Here is a 26282-nt window from a genome sequence, read left to right as displayed (position 1 = left end):
CCCGGAGCATCTGCTTCGGGCTTATTTTTTCGGGTCAGTGCAGTTGTCTGCACTGACTTTGGTTTTCCAAGATAAGACAGACATAAACCAATCTGTAAAAAGGTGACAAAGTGGAAATTAAAGTCCCGGTACTCCCAGAATCCGTTGCAGATGCAACAATCGCCACCTGGCATGTAAAAACAGGTGAAGCAGTCAGCCGCGACCAGGTCCTGGTTGATATTGAAACTGACAAAGTAGTATTAGAAGTCGTCGCGCAAGCTGACGGCGTAATGGGCGAAATTCTGCACGCAGAAGGCGCTACGGTACTGGCTGAGCAAGTGATTGGTCAGATGAATGCCGGCGCAACTGCCGCTGCAGCACCTGCCGCCGCCCCAGCAGCTGCCGCTCCGGCTGCTGCCGAAGCAACTGACGATGTACTGACGCCGTCTGTCCGTCGCCTGATCGCTGAAAAAGGCTTAGATGCTGCCAAAATCCAGGGTTCTGGTAAAAATGGCCGCGTGACTAAAGAAGACGTCGAGAAATTCCTGGCTGGCGCGCCTGCTGCACCAGCAAAAGCTGCAGCTGCACCAGTAGCTGCTGCACCAGTGGTTTCAGGTGACCGTTCACAGAAACGTGTGCCGATGACGCGCCTGCGCAAAACCATCGCTAACCGTCTGCTGGAAGCGAAAAACTCTACTGCGATGCTGACGACGTTTAACGAAGTCAACATGAAACCAATCATGGACCTGCGTAAGCAATATGCCGACGTGTTCGAGAAGAAACATGGTATCCGTTTAGGTTTCATGTCTTTCTACGTTAAAGCCGTGACTGAAGCGCTGAAACGTTTCCCTGAAGTGAACGCAGCGATTGATGGCGATGATATCGTTTATCACAACTATTTTGACGTCAGCATTGCAGTGTCTACACCTCGTGGTCTGGTAACACCAGTGCTGCGTGACTGTGACAAGATGAACCTGGCTGAAATCGAAAAAGCTATCAAAGTTCTGGCACTGAAAGGCCGTGACGGCAAGCTGTCGATCGACGACCTGACTGGCGGTAACTTCACTATCACTAACGGTGGCGTATTTGGTTCGTTGATGTCTACACCAATCATCAACCCGCCGCAATCAGCCATTCTGGGTATGCACAAGATCCAGGACCGCGTGATGGTTGTCGACGGCAAGATGGAAATTCTGCCAATGATGTATCTGGCGCTGTCTTATGATCACCGCATCATCGACGGTAAAGAGTCAGTTGGCTTCCTGGTAACGATCAAAGAATTATTAGAAGATCCAACGCGTATTCTGTTGGACATCTAATACCTAAAACCATTGGCGATGTGGGTAGGCGATAGCCGAAAGAGATTGGCGCCTCAGCGAATGAAAGCAGCCAACATCTCCACATAGTCAACGGTGAAGGGTATAACAAAAACCGGAGGCAAAGGTTAACACCTGAGTCTCCAAATCATCTGAGTATCGCTACGGCTTTGCTCAATGGGTCAGGCCGGTTGTCCCGGTCACAAACTAAAGAAAAACGGAAATAAGCCATGAATTTGCACGAGTATCAGGCAAAACAGCTGTTTCGCGAATACGGTTTACCTGTATCTGAAGGCTACGCGGAAGAAACTCCACAAGCCGCAGCAGAAGCAGCAGACCGCATTGGTGGTAACAAGTGGGTAGTGAAAGCTCAGGTTCACGCTGGTGGTCGCGGTAAAGCGGGCGGTGTGAAGTTAGTGACTTCTAAAGAAGAGATCCGTACCTTTGCGCAAAATTGGTTGGGCAAAAACCTGGTTACGTATCAAACTGACGAAAAAGGTCAGCCTGTTAGCAAGATCTTGGTTGAAACCTGTACAGATATTGAAAAAGAACTGTATTTAGGTGCCGTGGTAGATCGTTCAAGCCGTCGCATTATTTTCATGGCGTCGACTGAAGGTGGCGTTGACATCGAGAAAGTCGCCGAAGAAAGCCCGGAAAAAATCATCAAGATGGCGATCGATCCGCTGGTAGGCGCTCAGCCGTTCCAGGCGCGTGAAATTGCATTCCAACTGGGTTTAAATGCCACGCAAATCAAACAGTTCACTCACATCTACTTAGGCCTCGCCAAGATGTTTGTTGATCTGGACATTGCAATGATCGAAGTGAACCCACTGGTGATCACTTCTGCCGGCAACCTGCACTGCTTAGACGCCAAACTGGTTGCTGACAGCAATGCACTGTACCGTCAGCCAAAACTGCGCGCTTTCCATGACCCATCACAAGAAGACGAGCGTGAAGCCCGTGCTGCTCAGTGGGAACTGAACTATGTTGCTTTAGAAGGTAACATCGGTTGTATGGTTAACGGTGCCGGTTTAGCTATGGGTACTATGGACATCGTGAAATTAAGCGGTGGCCAGCCAGCAAACTTCTTGGACGTTGGCGGTGGTGCGACGAAAGAGCGCGTGACCGAAGCATTCAAAATCATCCTGTCTGACTCTGCTGTAAAAGCAGTATTCGTCAACATCTTCGGTGGTATCGTTCGTTGCGACATGATCGCCGAAGGCATCATCGGTGCAGTTGAAGAAGTCGGTGTAAGCGTACCGGTTGTGGTTCGTTTAGAAGGTAACAACGCTGAATTAGGCGCACAGAAACTGCAAAGTTCTGGCCTGAACATCATCGCTGCGACTTCATTATCAGAAGCTGCTAAAGCTGTAGTGAAAGCCGCGGAGGGCAAATAATGTCTATTATCATCAACAAAGACACTAAGGTCATCTGCCAGGGTTTCACCGGTAGCCAAGGCACTTTCCACTCAACTCAGGCGCTGGAATACGGCACTAAAATGGTTGGTGGTGTAAGTCCAGGTAAAGGCGGCACGACGCACATTGGTTTACCAGTGTTCAACACAGTAAAAGAAGCTGTGGCTGCCACTGGCGCTACTGCTACTGTGATTTACGTTCCGGCTCCTTTCTGTAAAGACGCGATCATCGAAGCGGCTGATGCAGGTCTGGAACTGATCGTATGTATCACTGAAGGTATCCCGACTATCGATATGCTGTTCGCCAAAGAATACGTTGATCGTAAAGGCGTTCGCATGATCGGCCCTAACTGCCCAGGCGTGATCACGCCAGGCGAATGCAAAATCGGTATCATGCCAGGCCATATCCACAAGCCGGGCAAAGTGGGTATCGTTTCGCGTTCAGGTACACTGACTTATGAAGCTGTGAAACAAACCACAGACGAAGGTTTCGGTCAGTCTACTTGTGTTGGTATCGGTGGCGATCCAATCCCAGGTTCTAACTTCATCGACATCCTGAAATTATTCCAGGAAGATCCACAGACTGAAGCGATCATCATGATCGGTGAGATCGGTGGTACTGCTGAAGAAGAAGCGGCTGCTTATATCAAAGCTCACGTGACTAAACCAGTTGTGTCTTACATTGCCGGTGTGACTGCACCAGCTGGTAAGCGCATGGGCCACGCTGGCGCCATCATCTCTGGTGGTAAAGGTACTGCTGATGACAAATTCCGTGCGCTGGAAGACGCTGGTGTTAAAACCGTACGTTCTCTGGCAGACATCGGTAAAGCACTGCGTGAACTGACTGGCTGGTAATAGCTGCTTAGTTTTGGAGTGTTGAAAAACCCGTCCTTGTGACGGGTTTTTTGTTGGCAAAAAAGTTGTTTATAGGGTTTTACCTGCATTGACGGTTTGAAATGCATTGGTTTATGTTGAGGCCTATAGAAGGTCAGGGAAGCGACGATATGGATATCTTCTGGATTGGGCTGTTGGGGTACACACTGCTATGGTCATGGGTGTTATTGCCAGTCGACCGCAAGGTTTTAACGCAACGCATTTCATTTTTTATCGGCTGGCAGATGGCGCCGCTGATTGGTCTTTTCTTTAGTGATACCAGCCTGAACTATTTACTGCAGGTTGTTGCAGCGTCCGGAGTTACTTATATCCTGGTGCGCTTCACACTGAATACTCAGACTTTCCTCAGGTGGCGTCAGCAGTGTTATTCAGTACAGCAAGACTAAGGATCTCCGCACTTAACCTGTATTTTGGTTATTGGTCTCAGTCTGACTATATTTCTTGGGCGTTCCCGCAGTTTAATCAAGACCAGCTGTTTTCTTTGCCTAACCAAGAGCCATTTCATGAAAAATAAAGTGTTTTTGCTGTCAGCCCTGTTGCTGAGTATGCCGCTGTTACCGGTACAGGCGGCAGATGCTGCGCCAGAGAGTCACAACCGCCAGATTGATATCGACAAAGTGGTGGTCACCAAACATCAGGCGGAAGTGAATAATGTCAGCTTTCCTTATACCGCCGAGACCGGCACGCAGCCGGTATGGGATGAAGAAGGCAATCCAACGGCGACATTGTTTTATACCTATTACGAACGTTCGGATATCAAAGACAGGTCGAAGCGACCTTTGTTAATTTCGTTTAACGGCGGCCCGGGCTCGGCGTCAGTTTGGATGCAGATTGCATACAGCGGGCCACGTGCGCTGAACGTCGACAGTGAAGGCTATCCGCTGCAGCCATATGGCACCAAAGACAACCCATATTCGGTGCTCGATACCGCCGACATCGTGTTTGTGAATCCGGTGAATACTGCTTATTCCCGCGTATTACCGGGCAAAGACGGCAAAATGCCATCGCGCGACGCGCAGCAAAAGATGTTTTTTGGCGTCAATGAAGATGTGAACTATCTGTCATCCTGGATCGAAACCTTTGTCAGCCGCCATCAACGCTGGCCGTCGCCAAAGTTCCTGATCGGTGAAAGTTATGGCACCACACGCGTGTCTGGCCTGGCGTTAGCACTGCAAAACAAAGAATGGATGTATCTGAACGGCGTGATCCTGGTATCACCAACCGAGCTTGGCATCAAACGCGAAGGCCCGGTTGATGTGGCGAACCGCTTGCCGTATTACACGGCGACGGCCTGGTATCACAAAAAACTGCCGGCTGAATTACAGCAACTGGATCTGATGGACGTGTTGGCACAATCCGAACAGTTCACGCTAAACACCTATTTACCACATCTGGCGAAAGGCTCTTATGTTGAAGTAGCCGACAGACAGCAGGTGGCAGCGCAAGTGGCCAAATTCTCCGGGTTGTCAGTACAGGCGGTGCTGGCGAATAACCTCGACATTCCGACCGATTATTTCTGGAAAGAGTTACTGCGCGACCGCGGCCAGACTGTGGGCCGGCTGGATTCACGTTACCTTGGTATCGATAAAAAAGATGCTGGGGCAGAACCGGATTACAACGCCGAACTGACGTCTTGGTTACATTCCTTCACGCCGGCGATGAATCATTATTTGCGGACTGATCTGAATTATAAAACGGACATCAAATACAACATGTTTGGCCCGGTGCACCCGTGGAACCGCGACGGCGATCAGACCGGTGAAAACCTGCGTCAGGCGATGGCACAAAACCCGTATCTGAACGTGATGATCCAATCGGGTTATTATGACGGTGCGACCAACTACTTTGACGCCAAGTACAGCATGTGGCAGCTGGACCCGAGCGGCAAGATGAAATCTCGGTTGAGTTTTAAAGGCTATCGCAGTGGTCATATGATGTATCTGCGTTATGAAGATTTAAAATCATCCAATGACGATCTGCGCGCCTTTATCAAAGCGTCGTTACCAAAAGAAGGGCAGGCTGCGAAGTACTGATCCGCGACGTGCAAATTGGTGATGTGATGACAAAAGCGGCCCAGTGCCGCTTTTGTTGTTGCTGCAGCCGCTGTTGTCGCTTCAGGTACCGTCTGCTGCTGAGAGCGGCTGCGCCATAGGGTCTGTGCTGGTGGCGCGACGCAACCAATAATGAAAGCATAATAATGCTGTCGCGGTGAGGCCAGCGATCAGCGCAAACAAACCCCACATCAGCATCGGTTGTTGCAGCGTCTGGCCGAAATAACTGTAGGACCAGCCCGACAATAAGCCGGCGAATAAGTTACCAAGCGCCATGGCAACAAAATAATAACCCATGTACATCGCGGTCTGACGCGCCGGTGCAATCGCTGCGACATACTCTTGGCTTTTTGGCGATGCCACCATTTCACCGAGCGAAAACAACAACACACCGCCGATCGCCAGCACGCCACCACCGAGCGCGGCGCCGGTGATACGGGCGTCAGCGGACAGACCACACAGCAATAAACCCAGACTGAGCAGCACAGTACCGCCGACCAGCACCGGCAGCGCCGGCCAGCGCTGGATCAGCTGGCTGATGGCGATCTGGCAGAGCACAATACTGAGAAAGCCTAGATTGACGATATATTCCGGATTAATTTGCCGGTGTGCCAGTGTCCACTGGTGTGCGAGCTGCATCGCATCGGAGCCGGCCTGATTAAGCTGCTGTAAACCCGAAGCAAGATCGGCCAGTGGCAGCTGGACTTTATGGTGGGCGAGTTGGCGGGCGATGTCAGGCAGCTGCGCCGGATCTGCCAGATATTGCTGCGCCATTGCGGGCAATGCGATAGCAAGCTGCGGTACGTTCACCGCGGCCAGATATTCCAGCGTGCCCGGAGCGACACTGCTTAAGTACCGCACCAAATCGGCGGTATCGACATAATCACGCAGATACAGCGGCAACGTGATAAACAGTTGCATATAAGCGGTAAAAAAGCCGGTCAGGATCAGCAGGTACACCACAAAAGGCCGGTGCCCCAACCGGATCGGTTGCCGGTACCACGGCCGCGCCTGATCTGAGGCCGCTGCGGTTGCAGCAGATGCCGACCGAAAGCGTTGCCAGGCACTCCACAGCAGGTTTAGGACCAGCCAGCTCAGGCCAATCGCCAGCAACAGCGACGGGCTTAATGGCAACCTCGGGCTGAACATCAAAAGCAATAACAGCGGCAGCACTAACAACGCGAGCCGGCCATTGCCGAGCACACTTTGCATATCGAGCAACACCTGAGGCAGGCTGCGCTGATCTGCAGTCGTAGCGCCTGCAGGTTGCGGTTCGCGATACCACAGCAGGGCTGGAATAAAATTCAGCAGGATCCAGAACGACGACATCAGGAACACCAAATCCCAGCTGATGGCGCGTAAATAACCGGCGACCAGCGGACCTAAAAAACCGCCGATGTTGACCATGGTATAAAACACACCAAATGCCAGACCGCGGTTACTGTCGTCACTGCTGCGGCCGACCGTGCCGACCACCACAGGTTTAAAACAAGCAGCACCGATAGCCACCAGCAAAAATACCGCAAAAAACGGCCAGAAGCTGTGCATCTGGCCAAGCAAAAAATATCCCGGTGCCATCAAACAAAATGACAGTAAAAACATCCGGCGGTAACCATAGCGATCGGCCAGCGCACCGGTCAGCACCGGTAACAAATACAGCAAAAACGGGATCATGCCCTGTAAAAAACCGCGTTCCTGATCGCTGAAACCCAGGCCGCCCTGACTACGCGGGCTGGTCAGGTACAACGACGACAGACTGAAAAAGCCATACCAGGCCAAACGTTCAAAAATCTCCATGCCATTGGCAAGATAAAAAGCGCGGCCAAAGGGTTTGGCCGTGCGGGTCTTCGCGTGGACTGAGGTCATGAAAACTCCCGAAAAGAGACGCTGATGGGGCGACGATGCTGGCTTAACTGAAATACGGTTGCTGCAGCACCAGGCCGGCACAAAGCAAATCGGCCAGTGCAGTGCCAACCGATTTAAACAACGTGATTTCCTGATCTGATTGGCGGGCGAAGCGGTTGGCGCGGCACAGTTCTGCCAGTTCGGCGCGAATAGCACTGGCGGCAAACACGCCTTCGTTGATCGGGATCAGCAGTTCGCCGGCTTCATTGAGTACGTTGCGCCGGTCATCGACATAGACCGACGCCCGTTGTAATAAAACACTGTCACACTCGCGCTGCGCCGGGCTGTGATTGCCAAGCACATCGACATGGCAACCGGGGCGAATGTCGGCGCCAAACAGCAGCGGCGTCGCGCTGCCGGTGGCAGCCACAATGATGTCGGCCTCGCGGCAGCCGGCTTTGATGTCGGTGCAGATTTCAATCTCTAGCGCCGGATAGCGTTGTTGCACCTGTTGGCGTAGCTGCGCCGCTTTAGCGGGGGAGCGGCCCCATAGCAGCAAACGGCGCAGCGGCCGTTCCGACAAATGGGCCAGGATCAGCGGCAAGGCGAGGGCGCCAGTACCAAGCAACAACAAGGTCGCGGCGTCGTGGCGCGCCAGATAACGTGCCGCCAGCGCTGAAACCGCCGCGGTGCGCCAGCACGTCACGCGCGTGCCTTCGACCATCGCCAGCGGTGTGCCGTCCTCCCGCCGGTACAACAGGATATTGGAATGCAAAGTCGGCAGATTGACTGTGCTGTTGCCCGGAAAATAACAAAAAGCTTTGACGCCAATCAGGTCAGCGGTCCAGGCCGGCAACAGCGCAAACGCCTCGTTGCCAGCTGGCGACAGCGGAAAAACCTGGCGCGCCGGCATCGAAAATTCATTGGCAAAACCACGTTGTAAAGCGTTGATCAGCATTGGAAACTCCAGTACCTGATCGACTTGTTGTGCACTGATAAACTGCATCGGTGTTCCTTTTTTGTTATTTGATCAGAGCGGTAGTTCGAAGCGGCTCGGTGCTTGCGTCAGCAAAGAGTAACCACGCTCGGTCACCAATACGTCGTCTTCCAGCCGCACGCCGCCATAGTTGGGCAGGTATAAACCCGGCTCTATCGTCACCACCATGCCGCTTTGCAGTGGCGTGTGGCAGTTTGGACTCAGAAAGGGTTGCTCATGCAATTGCAGACCGACACCATGACCAAGGCCGGGCCCGGCGAAACGACCAAATTCGGATTGTTGCAGCAGCTGATCTGAGAGCTGAAACAGGCTGCTCGCAGTCACGCCGGCTTTAACGCTTGCCAGCGCTGCTTGCTGTGCCTGCCGTACCGTCTGATACAGCGCCTGTTGCATCACGTCCGGCTTTCCAGCGACATAACTGCGCGTCATATCGGAGCGATAGCCATTGACCGCAGCGCCAAAATCCACCAACACCAAATCGCCTTTTTGCAGCCGTTTATCGCCGGGTAAAGCATGTGGCAGCGCCGATCGTGCACCAAAACCGACGATAGTGGCGAACGACAACTCGTCGGCACCGCGTTTTTTCAGCTGATATTCCAGCTCAGTGGCAAATTCGTGCTCGCGGATCCCCGGTTTCAATAATCCAAGTACCTGCGCCAATGCACTGTCTGCGATAGCCGCAGCCTGCTGAATTTGGCTGACTTCATAATCATCTTTAACCATTCGCATAGCGGCGAGGACCGGCGGGCAAGCGCTGGCCCGCAGCAGATGGCCATCGCCGGCCGATTGCAGATCTGACAGCAATTGTTGCCACAGCTGGACTGTGATCTGGTCAGCTTCAAACCACAGGTTGTGGCAGTGCAAATCAGCCAGCAGCTGGCCCAGTAAAGCGCCGAGGCTTTGCCGGTCACGGTCGCGACACAACACCTGACATTGCGGCTGCGCCTGTACTGTTTCCTGTCGCGCCTGCGCTTCAAAGCGATAGTCGGTGATGAGGTAACACTGGTCGTTACTGATCAGGGCGGTCGCTGCTTCGCCGGCATAATTCAGCAGATAACGCAGATGTTGCGGCGCAAAAATCAGCGCGGCGTCCTGACCTGCCTGTTGCATGGCCTGGCGAAACTGGCGCATGCGCCGGGTATATTCGGGTGACGCCGGCAGATCGGCGCGCATGGGGATCCCTGTATTCATCGAAAAATAAATCCTTGTGGAAATTGATCATGTGGGTCTAAGAAAAACTGGTGCCGGCCGGTGACAAAGGCCCGGCCGCGCACGCGTGGGATCACAGCGGCATGGGGTCCATAGCTGCACGACTGCAGCACGCTGACTTGGAATACCGCGCCGGTGATGCTTTCAACGCGAAGTATTTCACCCGGTTGCAGCTGGCCGCGCTGGTGCAAAATTGCCGCTAGTCCGCTCACGCCACTGCCGGTCGGGCTGCGATCCAGTTCACCATCGGCAAAGACACAGACATTTCGCAGATCCGCCGTTGCGGTAGCCGGGTGTGCGCTGGTTTGTGCGGTATGGGCCGGTCCGGTGAAGATCACACCGTATAAAAAGCTTAAATCGGCGGCAAACGGATGGCTGATTTCAAGTTCTGTGTTGATCTGCTGCTTGATCTGCTGACCGGCGGCAATGATGGCGCGGTGATTGGTCGCAGCTAGCGACAGACCAATATCAGCGGCTTCGACATACGCATAATAAGCGCCGCCATACGCCAGCTGATAAGACACAACGCCGAGGCCTGGCACATGCGTCACACGGCGCGGCCCGTCGACGAAAGACGGCACATTGTCAAACCAGCTGTCGCGGACCTGATAGCCGCTGCCGTTCGGCGTTGTGGTCGCGGTCACTTCGGCATAAAGCCGCACCTGACCACAAGGGGCGTCCACGCAAAAACTGCTGACCGGCAACGTCACCGCAACCGCGCCACTTTCTACTGCCACCTTCGCCAGCGCAATCATCGCGTGGCCGCACATGGTGCTGTAGCCCTCGTTGTGCAAGAAGATCACGCCAAAAGCACTGTCAGGCCGTTCCGCTGGCGTGATGATGCAGCCGTACATATCGGCATGCCCGCGTGGTTCAAACATCAGTAGTTGTCGCAGCGCGTCATGGTGCTGCAAACAATACTGCCGCTTTGCCAGCACAGTCGCGCCGCGCAGCAGCGGGAAACCTGCCGTGACGATGCGCAGTGGCTCACCGGCGGTGTGACAATCAAGCGTCTGAATACTCGAAGTGGACGCAGTTGGTGTCCATTGGCTCAGTTGCGGTGCTAGTTCGGCTGACTGCGGGGCCTTGGGGGAAACAGGTGGATTCAACATAACTGCGTGCCCTTTATCCTGGCGTTGCATTTTAATACATGACTATTGTATACAATATATTTAATGACAATGTAAAGCCACTTGGTGGATTTTCCACCGGAACAGGAGAATGTGATGCGGGGATTTTTTTTAGCTGAAACACAGCCACTAGCGCGGCTCAACCGGCCGGTGCCGGAGCGGCTGGTTAAAACAAGAGGGCTGACAGTACATGCATTGCCGTGGGCTGTTGCCGGGCTGGCGCTGTGGACAGCAGCACTGCCGTTACCGGCATGGGCCATGGTAGACAAAGCACCGGCGGGGCCGGCAGTGTCTGAAGTGCTGCATCAATTGCATCGCTGCAGCGATACTTTACAACTGCGCCATGCAAGGCTTCAGGCTGGCCAGTTGACACAAATTTGCACTGAGCTGGCCGCGCTGGAGCAAAGGTTTCATCAATTGCTGCAGACCGGACATAAACCTGTCGCACATGATGGCAACACGACCCTGCGCGCCAACATTTATGCCTCCAAAGCGGATTATCAACGTTACGCCGGACTGCATTTTTCGATGCCAACCGATAACGGCGGCATGTATCTGGAAGGCATCCCGGACCGGCCCGGCAACCAGGCCGAATTTGTCACTTATCAGCGCGAAAACGGCGAAGTGTGGAACTTACAGCACGAGTTTATCCATTACCTCGATGGTCGGTTTAACCTCTATGGCGATTTTTGCGCCAACTTACACGATTCCCATGCCGCACCGGAAAATTGCCCAAAGCCAGCCCCACTGACGCCATACCTCGTGTGGTGGACTGAAGGTCTGGCTGAATACATCGCGCATGGGGCAGACAACCCGCAAGCATTAGCATTGGCGGCAAACCCGGCGTTTGAGCTCAGTGCGCTGTTTAACACCGGCTATGAACAGAACGGCGGCAGCGAGCGGGTGTATCGCTGGGGTTATCTCGCCAGCCGTTACCTGATTGAACAGCATCCCGCTAAAACCAGCCAGCTGCTGCAATTCTGGCGCGCCGGCGATTACCCGCGTTATCAGGCTCTGGTGAAAAGCTGGGGAACGTCACTGGATGCCGGCTTTAAGCAGTGGCTGGCCCACGTTTCTCAGAGAAAGGTTTCTCAGAGCAAAGTTTCTAAGACCAAGGATGCCCAGCCCAAACCCTGATCTGGGACCGCTGCCCAAGCAGCACTATGGCGCCATTTTTGTGACGTAAATGCAAAAACACCCCTTTACAGTTGGCGAATTTTTCATCTAGGATAGCGCCTGCCAGAAATGGTATACAATATATAATATCCTAACGTAAGGATTGGACAGTGAAACACAGTCATAAAATAAGCCATCAAATCAACACCCTACGCTTATCTTTGCTAGCCAGTGCGCTTGGTCTGGCGCTAAACACCAGCGCGGTCATGGCGCAGGACAATACTTCCGGTTTGCTGCGAGGCGTGGTCAGTTCCAGCGCCGGCCAGCAGCTGGAAAATGTCACTATCACAGTGAAACATCTGGAGCAGGGCTTTAGCCGCTCGGCACAGACCAATGCCAAAGGCGAATATGTGCTGCGCGCACTGCCGGTCGGCCGTTATCAGGTGCTCGCAAGCCGCGCCGGTCAGGCGCCGGTCGAATTACAGCAACTGAATATCAGCCTCGGTCAGGCACAGACATTCGCGCCGGTGCTGCCACAGGATGGCGATATTGAGCGCATTGAAGTCAAAGGTGCGATGATGCGCCAAATCGATACCAGTGATTCGACTGCAGGTCTGACGCTGGATGCCGCCACACTTGATTTAATGCCGGTCAACACCGGTTTCGAAAACATTGCCTTATTAACCCCGGGTGTGGCGCGCAGTTCCCAGTTTAAAGCCTCAAGCTTTGGTGGCGCATCGTCGGCCGAAAATGGCTATTTCTTAAACGGTATGAATATCAGCGCGCTGCGCACGGGTATTGGTTCTATTGATTTACCCTGGGAAGCGATTTCGCAGACGCAGGTGAAAACCGGCGGTATTTCTGCTGAATACGATCGTTTTATCGGCGGGGTAGTGAACGCAGTATCGCAATCGGGAACTAACGAGTTTCGCTACGGCGCCGAATTGCGCTATGACCCGGCAGCATTGGCATCATCCCACGACACTGTATATAACCCCAATGGCAGTATGTCGCTGAACAACGAAGCGAGTGAAAAACAGTTCCGCGAAGCCAGTGTCTGGCTCAGTGGCCCTTTGCTGGAAGACAAAGCGTTTTTTTACGCATTGTTTAATCCACGGCGTTATCAGGAGGAGTATGCCAATTCTGCGGGCACAGCTTTTACCGACTACACCAAAGATGACAACCGCTGGTTTGTGAATCTGGACTGGTATATCACCGAAGATCACTCGCTGACACTGACCGCGTTGGATAACAGTGCAGATCTGACTTATCAAAACTACAAATGGAACAAACAAAGTGGCGTCGGCGACCACACCGGCACGACGTTATCCACCAGCGGCGGCACTCTGTATTCGGCGCGTTATCAGGGTTTTTTCACTGATGATTTCTCGGTGTCTGCCACAGTGGGCCGGGTTGAAGATAACAGCGACACAGTGCCGACCAATGACCTGCCCGGCGTCTGGGATTATGTCAACCTTAATGGCGAGAGCATCGGCGACTGGACCACCAGCAATCTGACCGGTGAGTCGTATCAGCGCGACCAGATCCGGTTAGATTTTACCTGGCAGCTGGGCGATCACACGCTGCAGTTTGGTTATGACAGTGAAAACTTAACTGTGGATTATCTGGAATATCAGAATGGCGTCGGTGAAGCACGCGGCTGGTGGGAATATCGCACTTATACCGCTATTCCACGCATCAACCTGCCGGCAGGTACTTATATCCGTAAACGCCAGCGTGATACCGGTGGTGAAACCGAAGTGAATTCGGCGGCATTTTATCTGCAGGATAGTTGGCAAATGACCGACACGCTGGTGTTAAACGCCGGGATCCGCCACAGCAATTTCGAAAACACCGCCACCACCGGCGAGGCCTATGCTGAGTTAAAAAATCAGATCGCGCCACGCCTGCAACTGATCTGGGACCGTCATGGTGATGGCAGTCAGAAAGTGTTTGCCACTGCCGGCCGTTACTTCCAGCCGATCGCCGCCAACATGAATATCAAACAGGCCAGCGGTCAGAAAGATCTGCACTTTTATTACAAACCGGGCCAGCTTGCCGCGAATGGCAGCCCACTGTTAAAAGCGGACGGTTCACCGGACATTGGTGCGCTGGTGGCCACCAATACTGTGCAAAGTGGTACCGTCGATGTTGAACGCATTGCAGCGCAAGATCTGGGCCCGATGTATTCCGATGAATGGACTTTTGGTATCGAACAGCAGCTCGGCGAGCGCTATAAAGGCGGCGCGCGGTTGGTGTATCGCGATTTAAAACAGTCGATTGAAGATTCGGATCTCGGCCCGGTGGTGGCACAGTGGCTGAAGCAAAACAAAATAAAGAATAAATCAAATGAAAGTTATTTCTACACGCTGATCAATCCGGGTCAGGACGTGACCTTCTTGTATGACTTTGATCAGGATGGCAAAAAAGAGCGGGTGGAATTAAGCGCGACCGATCTGCAATTACCGGATCCGAAACGGCGTTATCTGGCTGCCGAGTTTACCCTCGAAGGTAAACCACTGGATGAGCTGCAGGTGTTTGCTTCTTACGTCTGGTCGCACAGCTGGGGCATGACCGAAGGTTTGGTCCGTACTGATAACGGCCAGGCCGATCCGGGCTGGACCACGTCCTACGATTATGCCGATCTGATGGACCACGGCTACGGCAACCTGCCAAACGATCACCGTCATGCACTGAAATTCAGCGGGATTTATCAGCTCAGCGACGACTGGAGTCTGGGTTTAGTCGCCCGCGCCACTTCCGGTGCACCAAAAAACCGCTTCAGTATCCATCCGGCCGGCGTCGACACCTGTAAAGCACCGTCGTTATGGGCCGATTGGTGTGCCAGCCAATGGTATGATCAGGCTTCTTTCTACAACTGGGACGGCACGCCGGCCCCACGTGGCAGCGCGGGTCGTCTCGACTGGTTGTATGAAATGGACTTGTCGTTGACCTATCAAACCACAGTCGCAGGCGGGGACTTAACAGTGAAAGGCACAGCCTACAACCTGTTCAACCTGGACACACCGACGCGGGTCAATGAAATCGCACAAGTCACCAAAACAGATGGCAGTTTTGCCGCCAACCCGGACTGGGATATCGCGCAGGGCCTGCAGCCATCGCGGATCGTCTCGCTGGTGGTGCGCTACCAGTTCTGATTTGAGTTTTGAGTTCGTCTAGCAAAAACCGGCCTGTTTGTATGGCCGGTTTTTTTATGACCTCAAACGCCTTGGCATGGCGCCAGATGGTATCCGGCAGGCTTAATGCAATGCTGTTGAAACCGCTCTCAACTTGGCGTTGCGGGCTATTTTTGTTTTTTGATTGTGTATTATGTTGCATAATGATGTGATTTTTAGTGCTATTCCTCTCATCTATCCTCTGCTGACTAACGGACCTGTCATGAAATATAAACTACTTTGTCACTTGTTATGCTTTCTTACTTTTGCAGCTGTCGCCAAGGAGCCTGCAGTAAAGCAGTCTGCGGCTATGTTACCCGTCGAGGCATTCGCCAGTATTCCCAGTATTGACCACATCACACTATCGCCTGATGGTACTTTGTTATCGATGGTGCAACGATTTAACACCGACAAAGAGCAACTGGTTCTGGTGAAACTATTTAATCTGGCGGACGGTAAGTCGCGTTTTTTGGTCAAAGCGGATAGTCGTGATTTAAACATTTTGTCATTAAGCTGGGCGAACAATGATCAATTGTTGATGCGCGGAGCCTATGCATCGAGCCGTTATGGCACGCCCGTGATTGAAACCCGGTTGTTAAAAATAGATATTCATTCTGGCAAATCAGAAAACGTCATTCCCAGGCAGTTCTTGAGTAAATTAGTTCGGGTACCACAATTTCAGTCCAATATCGTCGATGACTTACCAGACGATCCCAAGCATATTTTACTGGCTGTCGATGGCTTAACCGATAAACTCTCGACGGCTGTGGTGAAAATCAACCTCGATGGTGAACTAACCCAGTTGTTGGTTACGGGGCGGGAAAATCTTATCGATTGGGTGGCGGATCGACAGCATCAGCCGCGCATTGCGATATTTCATCAGCGGACTACCTATCAAATTAAAGAGCGCGATGCCGCGACCAACGACTATCGGCTATTGTGGGAATTTGAAGCTTTGTCGGCTGATGAGATTTGGCCTATTGGTTTTGGCAAAGCCGCAAATCAGCTTTATGTTTCGGCTTATCATCAGGGGCGGCGGGCCATTTTTCTGGTGGACCTGAATGATCCACAATTAAAACTCGAGTTGGTGATGTCAGATGAAAATTATGATGTCCCGGCCAGCATGCAATACTCGGCGGCAAAGCAAAAAGTAATTAGCCTGGGTGGTCGTTACATTGACGAAGAATATGTGAAACTGCAACGTTCACTCGATACTGCATTGCCCGAATACAGTAACGAAATCATCAGTGCCAGCCAAGATGAGAGTCTAATGCTGGTGTTATCTTCCAGTGACTCGCATCCTGGGCAGTATTTGCTTTGGGATCGCAAAGAAAAAAACATGTCGTCGTTACTGGAGCGTTACAGCCAACTGCCACCGGATTTAATGGCAGAAAAAACCAAAGTGAGTTACCAAGCGCGGGACGGATTGGCGATTGAAGGCTGGCTGACATTGCCTCAGGCAAGTACAGGTAAAAAACTGCCAACGATTGTTTTTCCACATGGTGGCCCGATCAGCTTCGACGATGGTGGATTTGACTATTGGACGCAATTTTTTGCTAACCGTGGTTATGCAGTGCTGCAAATGAATTTCCGCGGGTCTTCTGGTTATGGCTTTGATTTTATGCAGGCAGGCTTAAAAAACTGGGGTCTGCAAATGCAAGATGATGTCGAAGATGGCACCCGCTGGTTAATCAAGCAAGGGGTCAGTGACCCGAAGCGTATTTGTATTGTCGGTGCCAGTTATGGTGGTTATGCAGCTTTAATGGGCGTGATCAAAACGCCTGAATTGTATCGTTGTGTTGCAAGTTTCGCCCCGGTGACCGATTTGCAGCAACTGGTCGGCGACAGCAAGTCTTTTACTAATTATAAAGTGGTACAAAAGCAACTTGGCGACGATGACGTTGACCTGGAATTGCGCTCACCAGTCAATTTCGTCACGGATATTCAAGTACCAGTGTTGTTGGTTCATGGCACAAAAGATCGAACGGTGCGAGTGAAACACAGCAGGCAAATGGCCGCGCTGTTGAAGAAATCTGGTAAAGACGTTGAATATCTTGAATTGGAACAAGGCGATCATTACCTCAGCACCAATCAACACCGGTTACAGACCTTTCAGGCGCTGGATCAGTTTTTACAGCGTCATCTGACTCAATCCGGGCAATGAATGTAGGACCCGTTCATTTGAGCAACGGGTTCTGCAAAGCGGTTTGAGTGACCAGCAATTATTCAGGATGGGAATTATTCAGGACACCCACATTTTAGAATATGTGGGTGTCCTTTTTTAGCCTTTTACCATGGGTCAAAAGCCACAAGCCGGCGCGCTATGGTTTCTGGCGGGAAAATTCATAGCGATGGCGGAACACCGCAGGCGACGCCGCTACGACTTCTGTTTTCTCCATGACAATGCTGCTGGCGGATATCGTCAGCTGATATTGGATTAACATTGAGTCCGCTTGCCGGCTCAGGCTGAACTGCGTGCCGGCTGAGTTACGCTGCACCCCGCTGATTGTATAGCGCTGTGTGTCTGTTGCATTGTCACCACTGCGCCAGTTAACCAGCCCCGCCTTCAGGTCGAATTGCATCTGGTCATAGCCATAGACAATTTTGCCCGGACCATCGTCATAGATAAAATACAGCACCAGCGTATCTGGCTGGCTTAGCGCTACATGAAGCCGGGTGGGCAAGGTGACCATGTTGCCGGGCGAGGCATAATCGTTGTACAGCAGCTTGCCTTGCCAGCTGCCGGCGGCCACGGCAATTTCGGTCAGCGGTGCCGGTGGATGTGCGGCCTGTGCTTGTGGCGGTAAAAAGCTGGCGCCGCACAATAACAACGCTGCGAGGTGACGAAAAAAGGACTGATACATGCTGACTCCATTCAAAAAAACCAAAAAAACTGTCTGATGATTCCAGCTACGGCGTGGCCAATGCGCTGGATCTGCGTGTGGTGTCCAGTAGATGAATCCTGTCGAACACAACTGTCGCGCTGCTACTGGTCAGCGCTGACGCCGGTGTTATAATGCGGCGTTATGCATCGAGCATTTATCCTAGCATTTATCCGAAAAAGGACCAGATTGATATGGCGGACATCGACACACGCCCCACGAATTTTATCCGGCAAATCATTGATGCCGACCTCGCGTCCGGCAAGCACAACACCGTGCAGACCCGTTTCCCACCGGAGCCAAATGGTTATTTGCACATTGGCCACGCCAAATCCATCTGCCTGAACTTTGGCGTTGCACAAGATTATCAGGGGACCTGTAATCTGCGGTTTGACGATACCAACCCGGAAAAAGAAAACATTGATTTCGTCAATTCGATCCAACGTGACGTGCAATGGCTGGGCTTCCAGTGGACTGGCAATGTGCGTTATTCATCGGACTATTTTGACGCCTTATATGGTTATGCCGTTGAACTGATTAACAAAGGTCTGGCGTACGTATGTTTCTTAAATGCCGAAGAAATGCGCGAATATCGCGGCAGTCTGACGCAGCCAGGCAAGCCAAGTCCAACGCGGGATACCACGCCAGCCGAAAACTTAGCGCTGTTTGAAAAAATGCGCGCCGGCGGTTTTAAAGAAGGCGAGTGCTCTCTGCGTGCCAAAATCGATATGTCGTCGTCTTTTATCTGTATGCGCGATCCGGTGATTTACCGGGTGAAATTTGCTCATCACCACCAGACCGGCGACAAATGGTGCATCTACCCGATGTACGATTTCACCCACTGTATTTCCGATGCGCTTGAAGGCATTACGCATTCGTTGTGTACGCTGGAATTCCAGGATAACCGTCGTTTGTACGACTGGATCCTCGATAACATCACCATCCCTTGCCACCCACAGCAAATCGAGTTTTCGCGGCTTAACCTGGAATATCAGGTGATGAGTAAGCGTAAGCTGCATCAGCTGGTCGAAGGTGGCCATGTTTCTGGCTGGGATGATCCACGGATGCCAACGATCGCTGGTCTGCGCCGCCGTGGTTATACGCCGGCATCTTTACGTGAGTTCGCCAAACGGATTGGTATTACCAAACAGGACAACGTGATTGAATGGAGCGCGCTGGAAGCCTGTATCCGCGAAGATCTGGATACGCATGCGCCGCGTGCGATGGCTGTGCTGGATCCAATCAAAGTGACGTTGAGTAACTTCAGCGCTGCTGATGTGGAATGGCTGGATGTAGCGAATCATCCAAAAGATGAAACGATGGGCAGCCGCAAAGTGCCATTTGGCAAAGTGCTGTACATCGACCGTGCCGATTTCCGCGAAGAAGCCAACAAGCATTACAAGCGGATGGTCACCGGCGGTGAAGTGCGTCTGCGCGGCGCTTATGTGATCCGGGCCGATGAAGTCATTAAAGATGCTGACGGCAATATCCTGGAGCTCATTTGTAGTTACGACCCGGAAACATTGGGGAAAAACCCGGCCGATGGTCGTAAAGTGCGCGGCGTGATCCACTGGGTCGAGGCTTCGCAGGCCAAAACGGCAGAATTCCGTGTCTATGACCGTTTATTCAGTGTCGCTAACCCGGCAGCAGAGGATGACTTTATTCAGGTGATCCATCCGGCATCTTTGACGGTGAAGCAGGGTTATGTGGAGCCGAGCCTGGCCAGTGCAAAAGCGGAGCAGGCCTATCAGTTCGAACGCGAAGGGTACTATTGCCTGGATAACCGGGATGCCAGCGCGGACCATTTGGTGTTTAACCGCACCGTTGGCTTACGGGACAGCTTTGCCGCTGAAGCGTAATTAGAAAAACCAGCCTGCGGGCTGGTTTTTATTTTGCAGTACCGGCAGTACCGGCAGTACCGGCAGGATATGGAGGTAACGGAAAGTGTCAGGGATGAAGCTCTGTTTGCAGGGTTTTTGCTACTGGATCCTCAGCGTAGTGCCGGTCTTTGCTGCTACGCCAAAGGATCAGGTGCGTTATCCGCCACCGCAGCATCAGCACGACCGTCGCTCTGACTACGCCATCACTTTGCTAACAGAAGCGCTGCAGCGTAGCGCGCCTCAGCTCAAAGTGGTGCCCTCCCGGCATTTGTTTTCCCGTAGCCGCGCCCTGGAAGAATTAATGCCCGGTGGTGCGGTCGACGTGGTCTGGACTTTAACGTCGGTTGAGCGTGAACAAAAATATCTGCCGGTGCGGATCCCGATTTATTTTGGTTATGGTGGCTACCGGCTGCTGCTGATCCATCAGCAACAACAGGCCCGTTTTGCGGCGCTACGCACAGGTGCACACTGGCGTGAACTGCAGTTTGCTCAGGTGCATGATTGGATTGATACCAAGTTGTTGCGTCAACACGGCTGGCAAGTGCAAGGGGTGTCGCAGTACGCGAATTTGTTTCCGTTATTACTGAAGCAACGGGTTGATGCAGTGCCGCGCGGCGTGCTGGAGATCAGTGATGAAATTGCACTGTGGCAGTCACAAGGCCTGATGATTGAACCGCACTGGTTAATCCAATATCCGTCCGCTGAATATTTTTTTGTCAGCCAGCAAAATCCATTGTTAGCTGCAGCGTTGGAGCAGGGCATCCGGCAAATGCAGCAGGATGGTAGTTTGCAGCGCTTGTTTGACCGTCATTTCGCCGCAAAGTTAAAAGGTTTAGCACTTGACCAACGTCGGGTTTTAAAGATACAAAATCCATACCTGCCAACCCGTCCTGCCATCACCGCAACCATCCCTGCTGTCGGGCATGATTGATTGTTGCACTTGCCAAAGACACACTGATCCGGAGTATTGATGGACGTATTTTTTGCAGTATTCTTTTTTGCCTTGTCGAGCACCATCACGCCGGGTCCGAACAATATTATGATGATGTCGTCCGGCGTGAACTATGGCGTACGCGCCAGCCTGGCCCATCTGTGCGGCATCTGTCTGGGTTTTCCTGCCATGGTGTTGCTGGTAGGCCTTGGTTTTGGTCTGGTCTTTACCGCGCTGCCCTGGTTACATACGCTGATCAAAGTGATTGGCGTGGTTTATCTGTTGTGGCTGGCCTGGAAAATTGCGCGCAGTGGCGCCGGTCAAATCAACACGGTGCAGGATAAACCGCTGAATTTTTGGCAGGCAGCCGCGTTTCAATGGGTCAATGCGAAAGCATGGGTGATGGCATCCGGCGCCATCGCGGCCTTCACGACAGTTGGTGGCGCCGTATTGCCGGAAGTACTGCAGATCACCGCGGCGTTTTTGCTGGTCAGTTTTCCTTGTGTTGGCGCCTGGCTGACATTTGGCGCGATGTTGCGCCGGGTGCTGAATCAACCGCATTATCGCCAGTGGTTCAACTACAGCATGGCGTTGTTGCTGCTGTTGTCAGTGCTGCCGGTGGTGTTTGAGTTATGGCAACAAGCAGTCGCAGCGTGACCGGGCTTTAGTCGACTTGCTGCGCCAGCTTCAGCAGCTGGGAGCCCAGATTCAGCTGGTGCGATTGAGTACGCCGTAAATTGACCTGAAAACTAATGCCATCCGGTGACGTCAATAATTGGATCATCCCCAGCTGACGGTAGGCTTCGGCATTGTCGGTGACAATCAGCAGCTGACGACCAGCCAACAATGTCTGCCACTGTTGCAGCGCACGGCGTTCGCTCAGCCCGACCATCAACACATCACACTGGGCCAGCGCAGATCCATCATCGATGGCTTTGGCATCAATCTGGACCGGTAGCGTTTGCAGTGCCTTCAGCAGCTGTGGATACTGCACAATACAAAAACGCATGACGCTGCGCGGTGGCGGGGGCCACTGGGTGTATTGCGCAAAGCGGTATAAAAACGTCGCCTTCAGACTGAATTCATCGGCAGCAAATTCAGTCGCCTGCACCGGTGTCAGTGCTGTGCCCAACAGACTGACGCATAACCACAGTGCCCGCAGCTTTACCATAGTTGCCACCGCCAGGTGACGGAGAATACCCGGCCTGGTTGCAATGCCGGCGGATTACTCTGAATTGGGCGGTCAAAAATCATCCGGCCGCCACTATTTTGCAGCTGCACGGCCAGCAGATGCTGGGCGCTTAATTGCCAGGTCAAACCCAAATCCACCACAACATAGCCGGCCAATGGCGTGTCGCCAACCCAACGCTGACTCATGCTCAAGGCGGTGGCGCTGAACTGTGCATCTAACCAACTGATCGGTTGCTGATACTGCAGTTTGACCAAATGCTGTGGCGAGTTTTGTAATCGCTCACCTAAATCATTTTTACCGCGCTGCCACGACCAGGCTGCACTCAGCATGGCTCCGCTTTGCATTCGCCAGTCCAGCGTCAGCTCAGTGCCATAGTTATGTATCTGATTACTGTTAGTAAAGACGGCCTCGGTCGGCTTCAGCATAATCAGATCATCGATGTCGGCATAATACCAACTCAGGCGATAACTGAATTGCCGGGACAGCTGTTGCTCGAAGGTCAGCTCAGTCGACGTCACCGTTTCAACTTCAGGCGGCGGTGCAAAAAAACTGGAGTTAGTGGCAAATTCGTACAAATTTGCCGCCCGATAGGCACTGCCATGCAGCAGCTTTAAATTCTGAGCATCATTGAGTTGCCAGATCCAGCCTACCCGGGGGCTCCAGCGCGGTGGACTGACACGCGAATCGTCGTAGCGCACGCCCAGCAACAGGCTGTGCTGTGGCAACAGTTGCCATTGATCCTGCACAAACATCGACTTGCGTTGGTTGTGGCCATAATAACCCTGATACAACTCGTTGCTGGCGGCTAGCGATACTTCAATTTGCTGACGCACATCGTCCTGAAATTCCAGACCAAACAACAGGTCATGCGCCGTCAGCCCCTGATACTGCAGCAGCAAATCACCACTGAACCAGCGGCCCAGCTGATCGTTGTGCAACAGCGTTTGCGCATAGTCCGGGTGGTAAATGGGGATATCGCGTTGATAACGGCTACCACTTTGATTCAGATGTCCGCTTAACACCAGATCGTCGCCAATTGCCTGTTGATGCGCCAATGACACTAAAAAATTATCGTTCTGATCTGCAACAGCAACGGTTTGCCAGCCGGACGGCGTCGGCAGCGAAGAAGGACTATAGCGCGTCTGCCCAGACCATAACGCCTGCAACCGCAGGCCTTGTTGTCTGACCCCAAAGCGTAACCGACTTAAATGTTCATGATTTTGTGCCTGATAGGCTTCTGCTTCGCCGGCCGGTGGCTCGAACGCCAGTGGCAGCTCCGGGCGCTGCTGATGGCTGGCACTGAACCACCATTCGGCGCCCTGTTCCAGCCGTCTGGCGGTATTAAAGAAGTAACGGTTGCTGCCATTGTTTTGCATCGTCATTCGCAGGGCACCACCTCGCAGCTGTTGCGCCGTTTTAGTCAGAATATTGACCACGCCAAAAAATGCATTGTTGCCGTAAACGGCCGCACCCGGTCCTGCCGCAAATTCGACCCGGTCGATATTTTCGACATCGATGATGGCGTCGCTGCCCAATAAACCAGCGTCGTAAATGTTTTCATTGATCCGTACACCATCGAGCATAAACAGCAGCCGCGAATTAAAGTCTCCGGGTTGGCCTAAACCACGTACGCCGACATATAAAAAAGCACCATCGTTACTGATATAAATCCCGGGCAGGCTTTGTAAAATCTGTGCCAGCGTTTGCCATTGGAACAGTTCAATATCAGCAGACGTGACAACATAAGTGACGTTGACACTCTGGTTACTGGACTGGGCATACCGCGCGGCAGTGCTGACTTCGATTTGCCGCGGTACATCACTGAGTGGGGTGCTGAGCAGTTGTTCCAGACTTGGCGTCGCTGGAGGGTTGGTTGCGGTAGAATTTTGCACCGCTGTTTGCATGGATGTGCGCGTTGGTGTTTCGGCTTCGGTGCTTTGTGCTGTAGCTGACAATCCCAGCAACAGCAACAAGCTTATGGCAGTTAACCGGCTAGTTCTCGCCATCGGTGAACCTCCGACAGGTGTTTTTACCGGCACGTTTGGCCTGATACATCGCCTGATCCGCTTGCTGTAACAACAACGCTGCATCGGTGCTGTCTTGCGGGCAAAATGCCAGTCCGACCGTCGCTCCTACCGGCATCAGTGAATTTTTCAGCCACATCGGCTCCCGTACGCTCTGGATCAGCCGGTCTGCCAATTGCATTGCCCATTCCGGCTGTACGATATCAGTCAACAGCACCGCAAATTCGTCGCCGCCGAGGCGAAACAACCGGTCGGTCTGGCGTAGCTGGGATTGCATCCGTTTGGCAACGATTTGCAGCACTTCGTCACCGGCATCATGACCCCAGCGGTCATTGACGGTTTTAAAGTTATCCAGATCGATGAACAACAGCGCCAGAGTTTGTTGCTGCGCGGCCGCATAGGCCACCGCACGCGGCAATTCTGTTTCAAAGAATAGACGGTTGGCCAGGCCGGTCAGGTGGTCGGAATGCGCCAGTTTGTCCAATTGCATCCGCTCCTGTTGTTGCTGTTGCAATTGCTGTTGCAGGTCCTGTTGCCAGATCTCAATCCGTTTGAACAGTTCATTCAGTCGCTCGGTCAGACGGCCGACTTCGTCGCGCCTCCGCACTGTGCCTCTGATGCTGTAATCCTGTTTTCGGGCCGCATAATCAGCCAGCTCTGCCAGCTCTACCACCGGCGCCAGTGCTTTACGCTGTACCAAATGCAGTACCCGGCTGGCCGCGAACAAGGCCAGGATCACAATCAGGCCAAACAATAGCAGCAGTGACAACAATGCCTGTTGTAAGCCGGCCAAGCTTTCCGTCACCACCACACTGCCAACAGTTTCTGCTTTAAAACGGATAGGGCGCCGCACTTGCAATTGCAGCCAATCCAGCTGTTGATAGCTGTCAGCTTGTAACCACAAACGACTGACTTTTTCTGGCTGGCTGACGAATAGCTGCATGTCAGGTTGGTACACTGCGAGATCCAGCACATCCTGACGCTGCGCATAAGTTTGCAGTTCGGCTGCGGCGGCGGCTTTATCGAGAAACACCAGACTGGCTGCCAGGTTTAACGCCAGTTGTTCGGTATTGACGGCTGCTTCAGCCAGATGGCGCTCCCGGGCGGAATGCCAGGTGACGGCTGCCAATAACAGCACTGTCATAAAAATCGTGCCAGCCAGAATCAATAAGTTGAGTCTGGTTAACCGGCTGACTAAAGATAAAGGCCTGACTGATGAGGGTTTTACAGGCACGAAAGCCCCCTGAAACACGAAACAACGCAGTGTTGATTAATATAGCTGCCATGCGGAAAACTGCAGTAGAATCAGGTTCGTTTCTTCGTCATTAGGCAAGTGCATGCAGGAAGTGTCTGAAAAGATCCGGCTGGAACATGAAGCTGCCCGGTTATTTATGCGTTTGTATCAACGCCAATTTGGCGTATCGATGCGGCATATCTGGCACAACGAACCGGCTAAACCTGATGTGTCCTGTTATTTGGCGCAACAAAGGCTGGACCTGGAGATTGCGCATTTGTATGGCAGCGAAGCCGAAGCCATGCAATTGCTTGGCCGCGATTTAAGCCCACTGACCCGCGATGCGCTGGCTGCACAGGCACAGATACCCACGCCGCAACGGATGCTGGCGGCATTAGATCGGTTGATCCGGCAAAAAGCCGGCAAAAGTTATGACAGTCAGCGTGTCTGGTTGGTGATCCGCAATACCAATCCGTTTTGGCGTACGGAACAATTGCAGCACTATCGCCAGTCGATGACGTTGCCAGCAGCTCAGCCATTCGAACAAATCTGGCTGGTGGCTGATTACCGCGGCGATGCCGGCATTGTCGCGTTGTATCCGCCGGATTTGTATCAGCAGGAGCTACGCTGATGGGCAGGTTCTGGCAGCGTTACCAGCAGCTGTTGCAACGCTCAAGTCATTGGTTTTCGCCACAATTTTTACAGATCTGCGCACTGCTGTTATTGCTGGGCACTGTCGTGCTTTTTTTGTTACCGCAGCGCAGTGAATGGCTGTTGTTACCCTTGTTGTTATTGTTGTGGTGTCTGCTGTTGTTGCTGGCAAGACAAATGTTTCAGCAGGTGCCGACAGCAAAGCCGGCGGCAGGTCTGTTGGCGCGATTAGGATATTGGCTGCGTGTTGGCTGGTATCAGCTGATGCTGTTGTTGTTCTTGGTGCTGTGCCTGATTTGTCTGGCGTTCAGCCTCAAACTTGCCGGTGTTATACTGCGCGCCATATTGGCTTAATCTGATG

General features: G+C 52.7%; 21 protein-coding genes. 13 read left to right on the top strand and 8 right to left on the bottom strand.

Annotated elements, in window-relative coordinates:
• Nucleotides 1-110 precede the first annotated feature (110 nt).
• The 5 genes from odhB to ACQ66Q_RS05525 all read left to right on the top strand — a co-directional run bounded on the left by odhB (nt 111) and on the right by ACQ66Q_RS05525 (nt 5636).
• Nucleotides 111-1298 carry a 2-oxoglutarate dehydrogenase complex dihydrolipoyllysine-residue succinyltransferase gene (gene odhB / locus ACQ66Q_RS05545; RefSeq protein WP_430455876.1) on the top strand — a complete coding sequence of 396 codons (1188 nt, stop codon included), beginning with the start codon at nt 111-113 and terminating at the stop codon, nt 1296-1298.
• A gap of 227 nt (nt 1299-1525) precedes the next feature.
• The gene (gene sucC / locus ACQ66Q_RS05540; protein ID WP_430455875.1) at nt 1526-2692 is read left to right on the top strand and encodes an ADP-forming succinate--CoA ligase subunit beta; all 1167 of its coding nucleotides are present in this window, start codon (nt 1526-1528) and stop codon (nt 2690-2692) included.
• Nucleotides 2692-3564, top strand: coding sequence for a succinate--CoA ligase subunit alpha (sucD, locus tag ACQ66Q_RS05535; RefSeq protein WP_031570684.1), 873 nt, complete (start codon nt 2692-2694; stop codon nt 3562-3564). Before sucC ends, sucD begins: the two co-directional genes overlap by 1 nt.
• 149 nt (nt 3565-3713) lie before the next feature.
• A complete protein-coding gene (locus ACQ66Q_RS05530) occupies nt 3714-3989 on the top strand; it encodes a hypothetical protein (protein ID WP_430455874.1) in 276 nt (91 codons plus the stop codon).
• 117 nt (nt 3990-4106) lie between these two features.
• Nucleotides 4107-5636: a S10 family peptidase gene (locus ACQ66Q_RS05525; RefSeq protein ID WP_430455873.1), complete on the top strand. Its 1530-nt coding sequence runs from the start codon at nt 4107-4109 to the stop codon at nt 5634-5636.
• A gap of 81 nt (nt 5637-5717) precedes the next feature.
• On the opposite strand, the gene ACQ66Q_RS05520 is transcribed toward ACQ66Q_RS05525, so the two are convergent.
• Genes ACQ66Q_RS05520 through ACQ66Q_RS05505 form a run of 4 tightly spaced genes read right to left on the bottom strand, consistent with a single transcriptional unit; the run spans nt 5718 to nt 10817 of the window.
• The gene (locus ACQ66Q_RS05520; protein WP_430455872.1) at nt 5718-7520 is read right to left on the bottom strand and encodes an MFS transporter; all 1803 of its coding nucleotides are present in this window, start codon (nt 7518-7520) and stop codon (nt 5718-5720) included.
• 43 nt (nt 7521-7563) lie between these two features.
• On the bottom strand, nt 7564-8505 hold the full coding sequence (locus ACQ66Q_RS05515) for an ornithine cyclodeaminase family protein (protein WP_430455871.1): 942 nt from the start codon (nt 8503-8505) through the stop codon (nt 7564-7566).
• 24 nt (nt 8506-8529) lie between these two features.
• Nucleotides 8530-9669 (bottom strand): M24 family metallopeptidase, encoded by a 1140-nt coding sequence (locus ACQ66Q_RS05510; protein WP_430455870.1) that lies wholly within the window; start codon nt 9667-9669, stop codon nt 8530-8532.
• A gap of 14 nt (nt 9670-9683) precedes the next feature.
• Nucleotides 9684-10817 carry a proline racemase family protein gene (locus tag ACQ66Q_RS05505; protein ID WP_430455869.1) on the bottom strand — a complete coding sequence of 378 codons (1134 nt, stop codon included), beginning with the start codon at nt 10815-10817 and terminating at the stop codon, nt 9684-9686.
• Between the two features lie 114 nt (nt 10818-10931).
• Here ACQ66Q_RS05505 and ACQ66Q_RS05500 point away from each other — a divergent pair, with 114 nt between their 5' ends.
• From ACQ66Q_RS05500 to ACQ66Q_RS05490, 3 genes are all read left to right on the top strand, one after another.
• Entirely contained in the window at nt 10932-11972 is a 1041-nt protein-coding gene (locus ACQ66Q_RS05500; protein WP_430455868.1) for a collagenase, read from the top strand.
• A gap of 149 nt (nt 11973-12121) precedes the next feature.
• Nucleotides 12122-15109 carry a TonB-dependent receptor gene (locus tag ACQ66Q_RS05495; protein WP_430455867.1) on the top strand — a complete coding sequence of 996 codons (2988 nt, stop codon included), beginning with the start codon at nt 12122-12124 and terminating at the stop codon, nt 15107-15109.
• A 328-nt stretch (nt 15110-15437) separates the two neighbouring features.
• The gene (locus ACQ66Q_RS05490; RefSeq protein ID WP_430455866.1) at nt 15438-17291 is read left to right on the top strand and encodes an alpha/beta hydrolase family protein; all 1854 of its coding nucleotides are present in this window, start codon (nt 15438-15440) and stop codon (nt 17289-17291) included.
• A gap of 157 nt (nt 17292-17448) precedes the next feature.
• Here ACQ66Q_RS05490 and ACQ66Q_RS05485 read toward each other — a convergent pair whose 3' ends face one another.
• Nucleotides 17449-17991 carry a hypothetical protein gene (locus tag ACQ66Q_RS05485; RefSeq protein ID WP_430455865.1) on the bottom strand — a complete coding sequence of 181 codons (543 nt, stop codon included), beginning with the start codon at nt 17989-17991 and terminating at the stop codon, nt 17449-17451.
• Nucleotides 17992-18203: 212 nt separating this feature from the next.
• Between ACQ66Q_RS05485 and glnS the strand changes: the two genes are divergently transcribed.
• From glnS to ACQ66Q_RS05470, 3 genes are all read left to right on the top strand, one after another.
• Complete coding sequence (gene glnS / locus ACQ66Q_RS05480; protein WP_430458538.1) at nt 18204-19868, top strand: glutamine--tRNA ligase; 1665 nt, start codon at nt 18204-18206, stop codon at nt 19866-19868.
• 94 nt (nt 19869-19962) lie between these two features.
• Entirely contained in the window at nt 19963-20820 is an 858-nt protein-coding gene (locus tag ACQ66Q_RS05475; RefSeq protein WP_430455864.1) for a hypothetical protein, read from the top strand.
• A 39-nt stretch (nt 20821-20859) separates the two neighbouring features.
• A complete protein-coding gene (locus ACQ66Q_RS05470) occupies nt 20860-21477 on the top strand; it encodes a LysE family translocator (protein ID WP_430455863.1) in 618 nt (205 codons plus the stop codon).
• A 7-nt stretch (nt 21478-21484) separates the two neighbouring features.
• On the opposite strand, the gene ACQ66Q_RS05465 is transcribed toward ACQ66Q_RS05470, so the two are convergent.
• The 3 genes from ACQ66Q_RS05465 to ACQ66Q_RS05455 are packed head-to-tail and all read right to left on the bottom strand — an operon-like array spanning nt 21485 to nt 25180.
• A complete protein-coding gene (locus ACQ66Q_RS05465) occupies nt 21485-21991 on the bottom strand; it encodes a YfiR family protein (protein ID WP_430455862.1) in 507 nt (168 codons plus the stop codon).
• Nucleotides 21985-24018, bottom strand: a complete 2034-nt coding sequence (locus ACQ66Q_RS05460; RefSeq protein ID WP_430455861.1) for a TonB-dependent receptor plug domain-containing protein — start codon at nt 24016-24018, stop codon at nt 21985-21987. Before ACQ66Q_RS05460 ends, ACQ66Q_RS05465 begins: the two co-directional genes overlap by 7 nt.
• Nucleotides 24005-25180, bottom strand: coding sequence for a diguanylate cyclase domain-containing protein (locus ACQ66Q_RS05455; protein ID WP_430455860.1), 1176 nt, complete (start codon nt 25178-25180; stop codon nt 24005-24007). Before ACQ66Q_RS05455 ends, ACQ66Q_RS05460 begins: the two co-directional genes overlap by 14 nt.
• 193 nt (nt 25181-25373) lie before the next feature.
• Between ACQ66Q_RS05455 and ACQ66Q_RS05450 the strand changes: the two genes are divergently transcribed.
• Both ACQ66Q_RS05450 and ACQ66Q_RS05445 read left to right on the top strand, forming a co-directional pair.
• Nucleotides 25374-25901: a hypothetical protein gene (locus ACQ66Q_RS05450; RefSeq protein ID WP_430455859.1), complete on the top strand. Its 528-nt coding sequence runs from the start codon at nt 25374-25376 to the stop codon at nt 25899-25901.
• Nucleotides 25901-26275, top strand: coding sequence for a hypothetical protein (locus tag ACQ66Q_RS05445; RefSeq protein ID WP_430455858.1), 375 nt, complete (start codon nt 25901-25903; stop codon nt 26273-26275). The genes ACQ66Q_RS05450 and ACQ66Q_RS05445 overlap by 1 nt, the downstream gene beginning before the upstream one ends.
• Nucleotides 26276-26282: the final 7 nt, after the last annotated feature.

The organism is Rheinheimera sp. (assembly GCF_965283995.1).
In the GTDB taxonomy this organism is placed as follows: Bacteria; Pseudomonadota; Gammaproteobacteria; order Enterobacterales; family Alteromonadaceae; genus Pararheinheimera.
The sequence above is the reverse complement of the archived record's forward strand: the minus strand, read 5'-3'. Positions and strand labels throughout refer to the sequence as shown.

Bases quoted from the DNA above. Each gene is read 5' to 3' on its own strand.
- ACQ66Q_RS05460 (WP_430455861.1), bottom strand. From the start codon at position 24,018: ATGGCGAGAACTAGCCGGTTAACTGCCATAAGCTTGTTGCTGTTGCTG.
- ACQ66Q_RS05500 (WP_430455868.1), top strand. From the start codon at position 10,932: ATGCGGGGATTTTTTTTAGCTGAAACACAGCCACTAGCGCGGCTCAAC.
- ACQ66Q_RS05525 (WP_430455873.1), top strand. From the start codon at position 4,107: ATGAAAAATAAAGTGTTTTTGCTGTCAGCCCTGTTGCTGAGTATGCCG.
- ACQ66Q_RS05445 (WP_430455858.1), top strand. From the start codon at position 25,901: ATGGGCAGGTTCTGGCAGCGTTACCAGCAGCTGTTGCAACGCTCAAGT.
- ACQ66Q_RS05505 (WP_430455869.1), bottom strand. From the start codon at position 10,817: ATGTTGAATCCACCTGTTTCCCCCAAGGCCCCGCAGTCAGCCGAACTA.
- sucD (WP_031570684.1), top strand. From the start codon at position 2,692: ATGTCTATTATCATCAACAAAGACACTAAGGTCATCTGCCAGGGTTTC.
- ACQ66Q_RS05530 (WP_430455874.1), top strand. From the start codon at position 3,714: ATGGATATCTTCTGGATTGGGCTGTTGGGGTACACACTGCTATGGTCA.
- ACQ66Q_RS05475 (WP_430455864.1), top strand. From the start codon at position 19,963: ATGAAGCTCTGTTTGCAGGGTTTTTGCTACTGGATCCTCAGCGTAGTG.
- glnS (WP_430458538.1), top strand. From the start codon at position 18,204: ATGGCGGACATCGACACACGCCCCACGAATTTTATCCGGCAAATCATT.
- ACQ66Q_RS05470 (WP_430455863.1), top strand. From the start codon at position 20,860: ATGGACGTATTTTTTGCAGTATTCTTTTTTGCCTTGTCGAGCACCATC.
- sucC (WP_430455875.1), top strand. From the start codon at position 1,526: ATGAATTTGCACGAGTATCAGGCAAAACAGCTGTTTCGCGAATACGGT.
- ACQ66Q_RS05465 (WP_430455862.1), bottom strand. From the start codon at position 21,991: ATGGTAAAGCTGCGGGCACTGTGGTTATGCGTCAGTCTGTTGGGCACA.
- ACQ66Q_RS05485 (WP_430455865.1), bottom strand. From the start codon at position 17,991: ATGTATCAGTCCTTTTTTCGTCACCTCGCAGCGTTGTTATTGTGCGGC.
- ACQ66Q_RS05455 (WP_430455860.1), bottom strand. From the start codon at position 25,180: ATGACAGTGCTGTTATTGGCAGCCGTCACCTGGCATTCCGCCCGGGAG.
- ACQ66Q_RS05450 (WP_430455859.1), top strand. From the start codon at position 25,374: ATGCAGGAAGTGTCTGAAAAGATCCGGCTGGAACATGAAGCTGCCCGG.
- ACQ66Q_RS05520 (WP_430455872.1), bottom strand. From the start codon at position 7,520: ATGACCTCAGTCCACGCGAAGACCCGCACGGCCAAACCCTTTGGCCGC.
- ACQ66Q_RS05490 (WP_430455866.1), top strand. From the start codon at position 15,438: ATGTTACCCGTCGAGGCATTCGCCAGTATTCCCAGTATTGACCACATC.
- ACQ66Q_RS05510 (WP_430455870.1), bottom strand. From the start codon at position 9,669: ATGCGCGCCGATCTGCCGGCGTCACCCGAATATACCCGGCGCATGCGC.
- ACQ66Q_RS05515 (WP_430455871.1), bottom strand. From the start codon at position 8,505: ATGCAGTTTATCAGTGCACAACAAGTCGATCAGGTACTGGAGTTTCCA.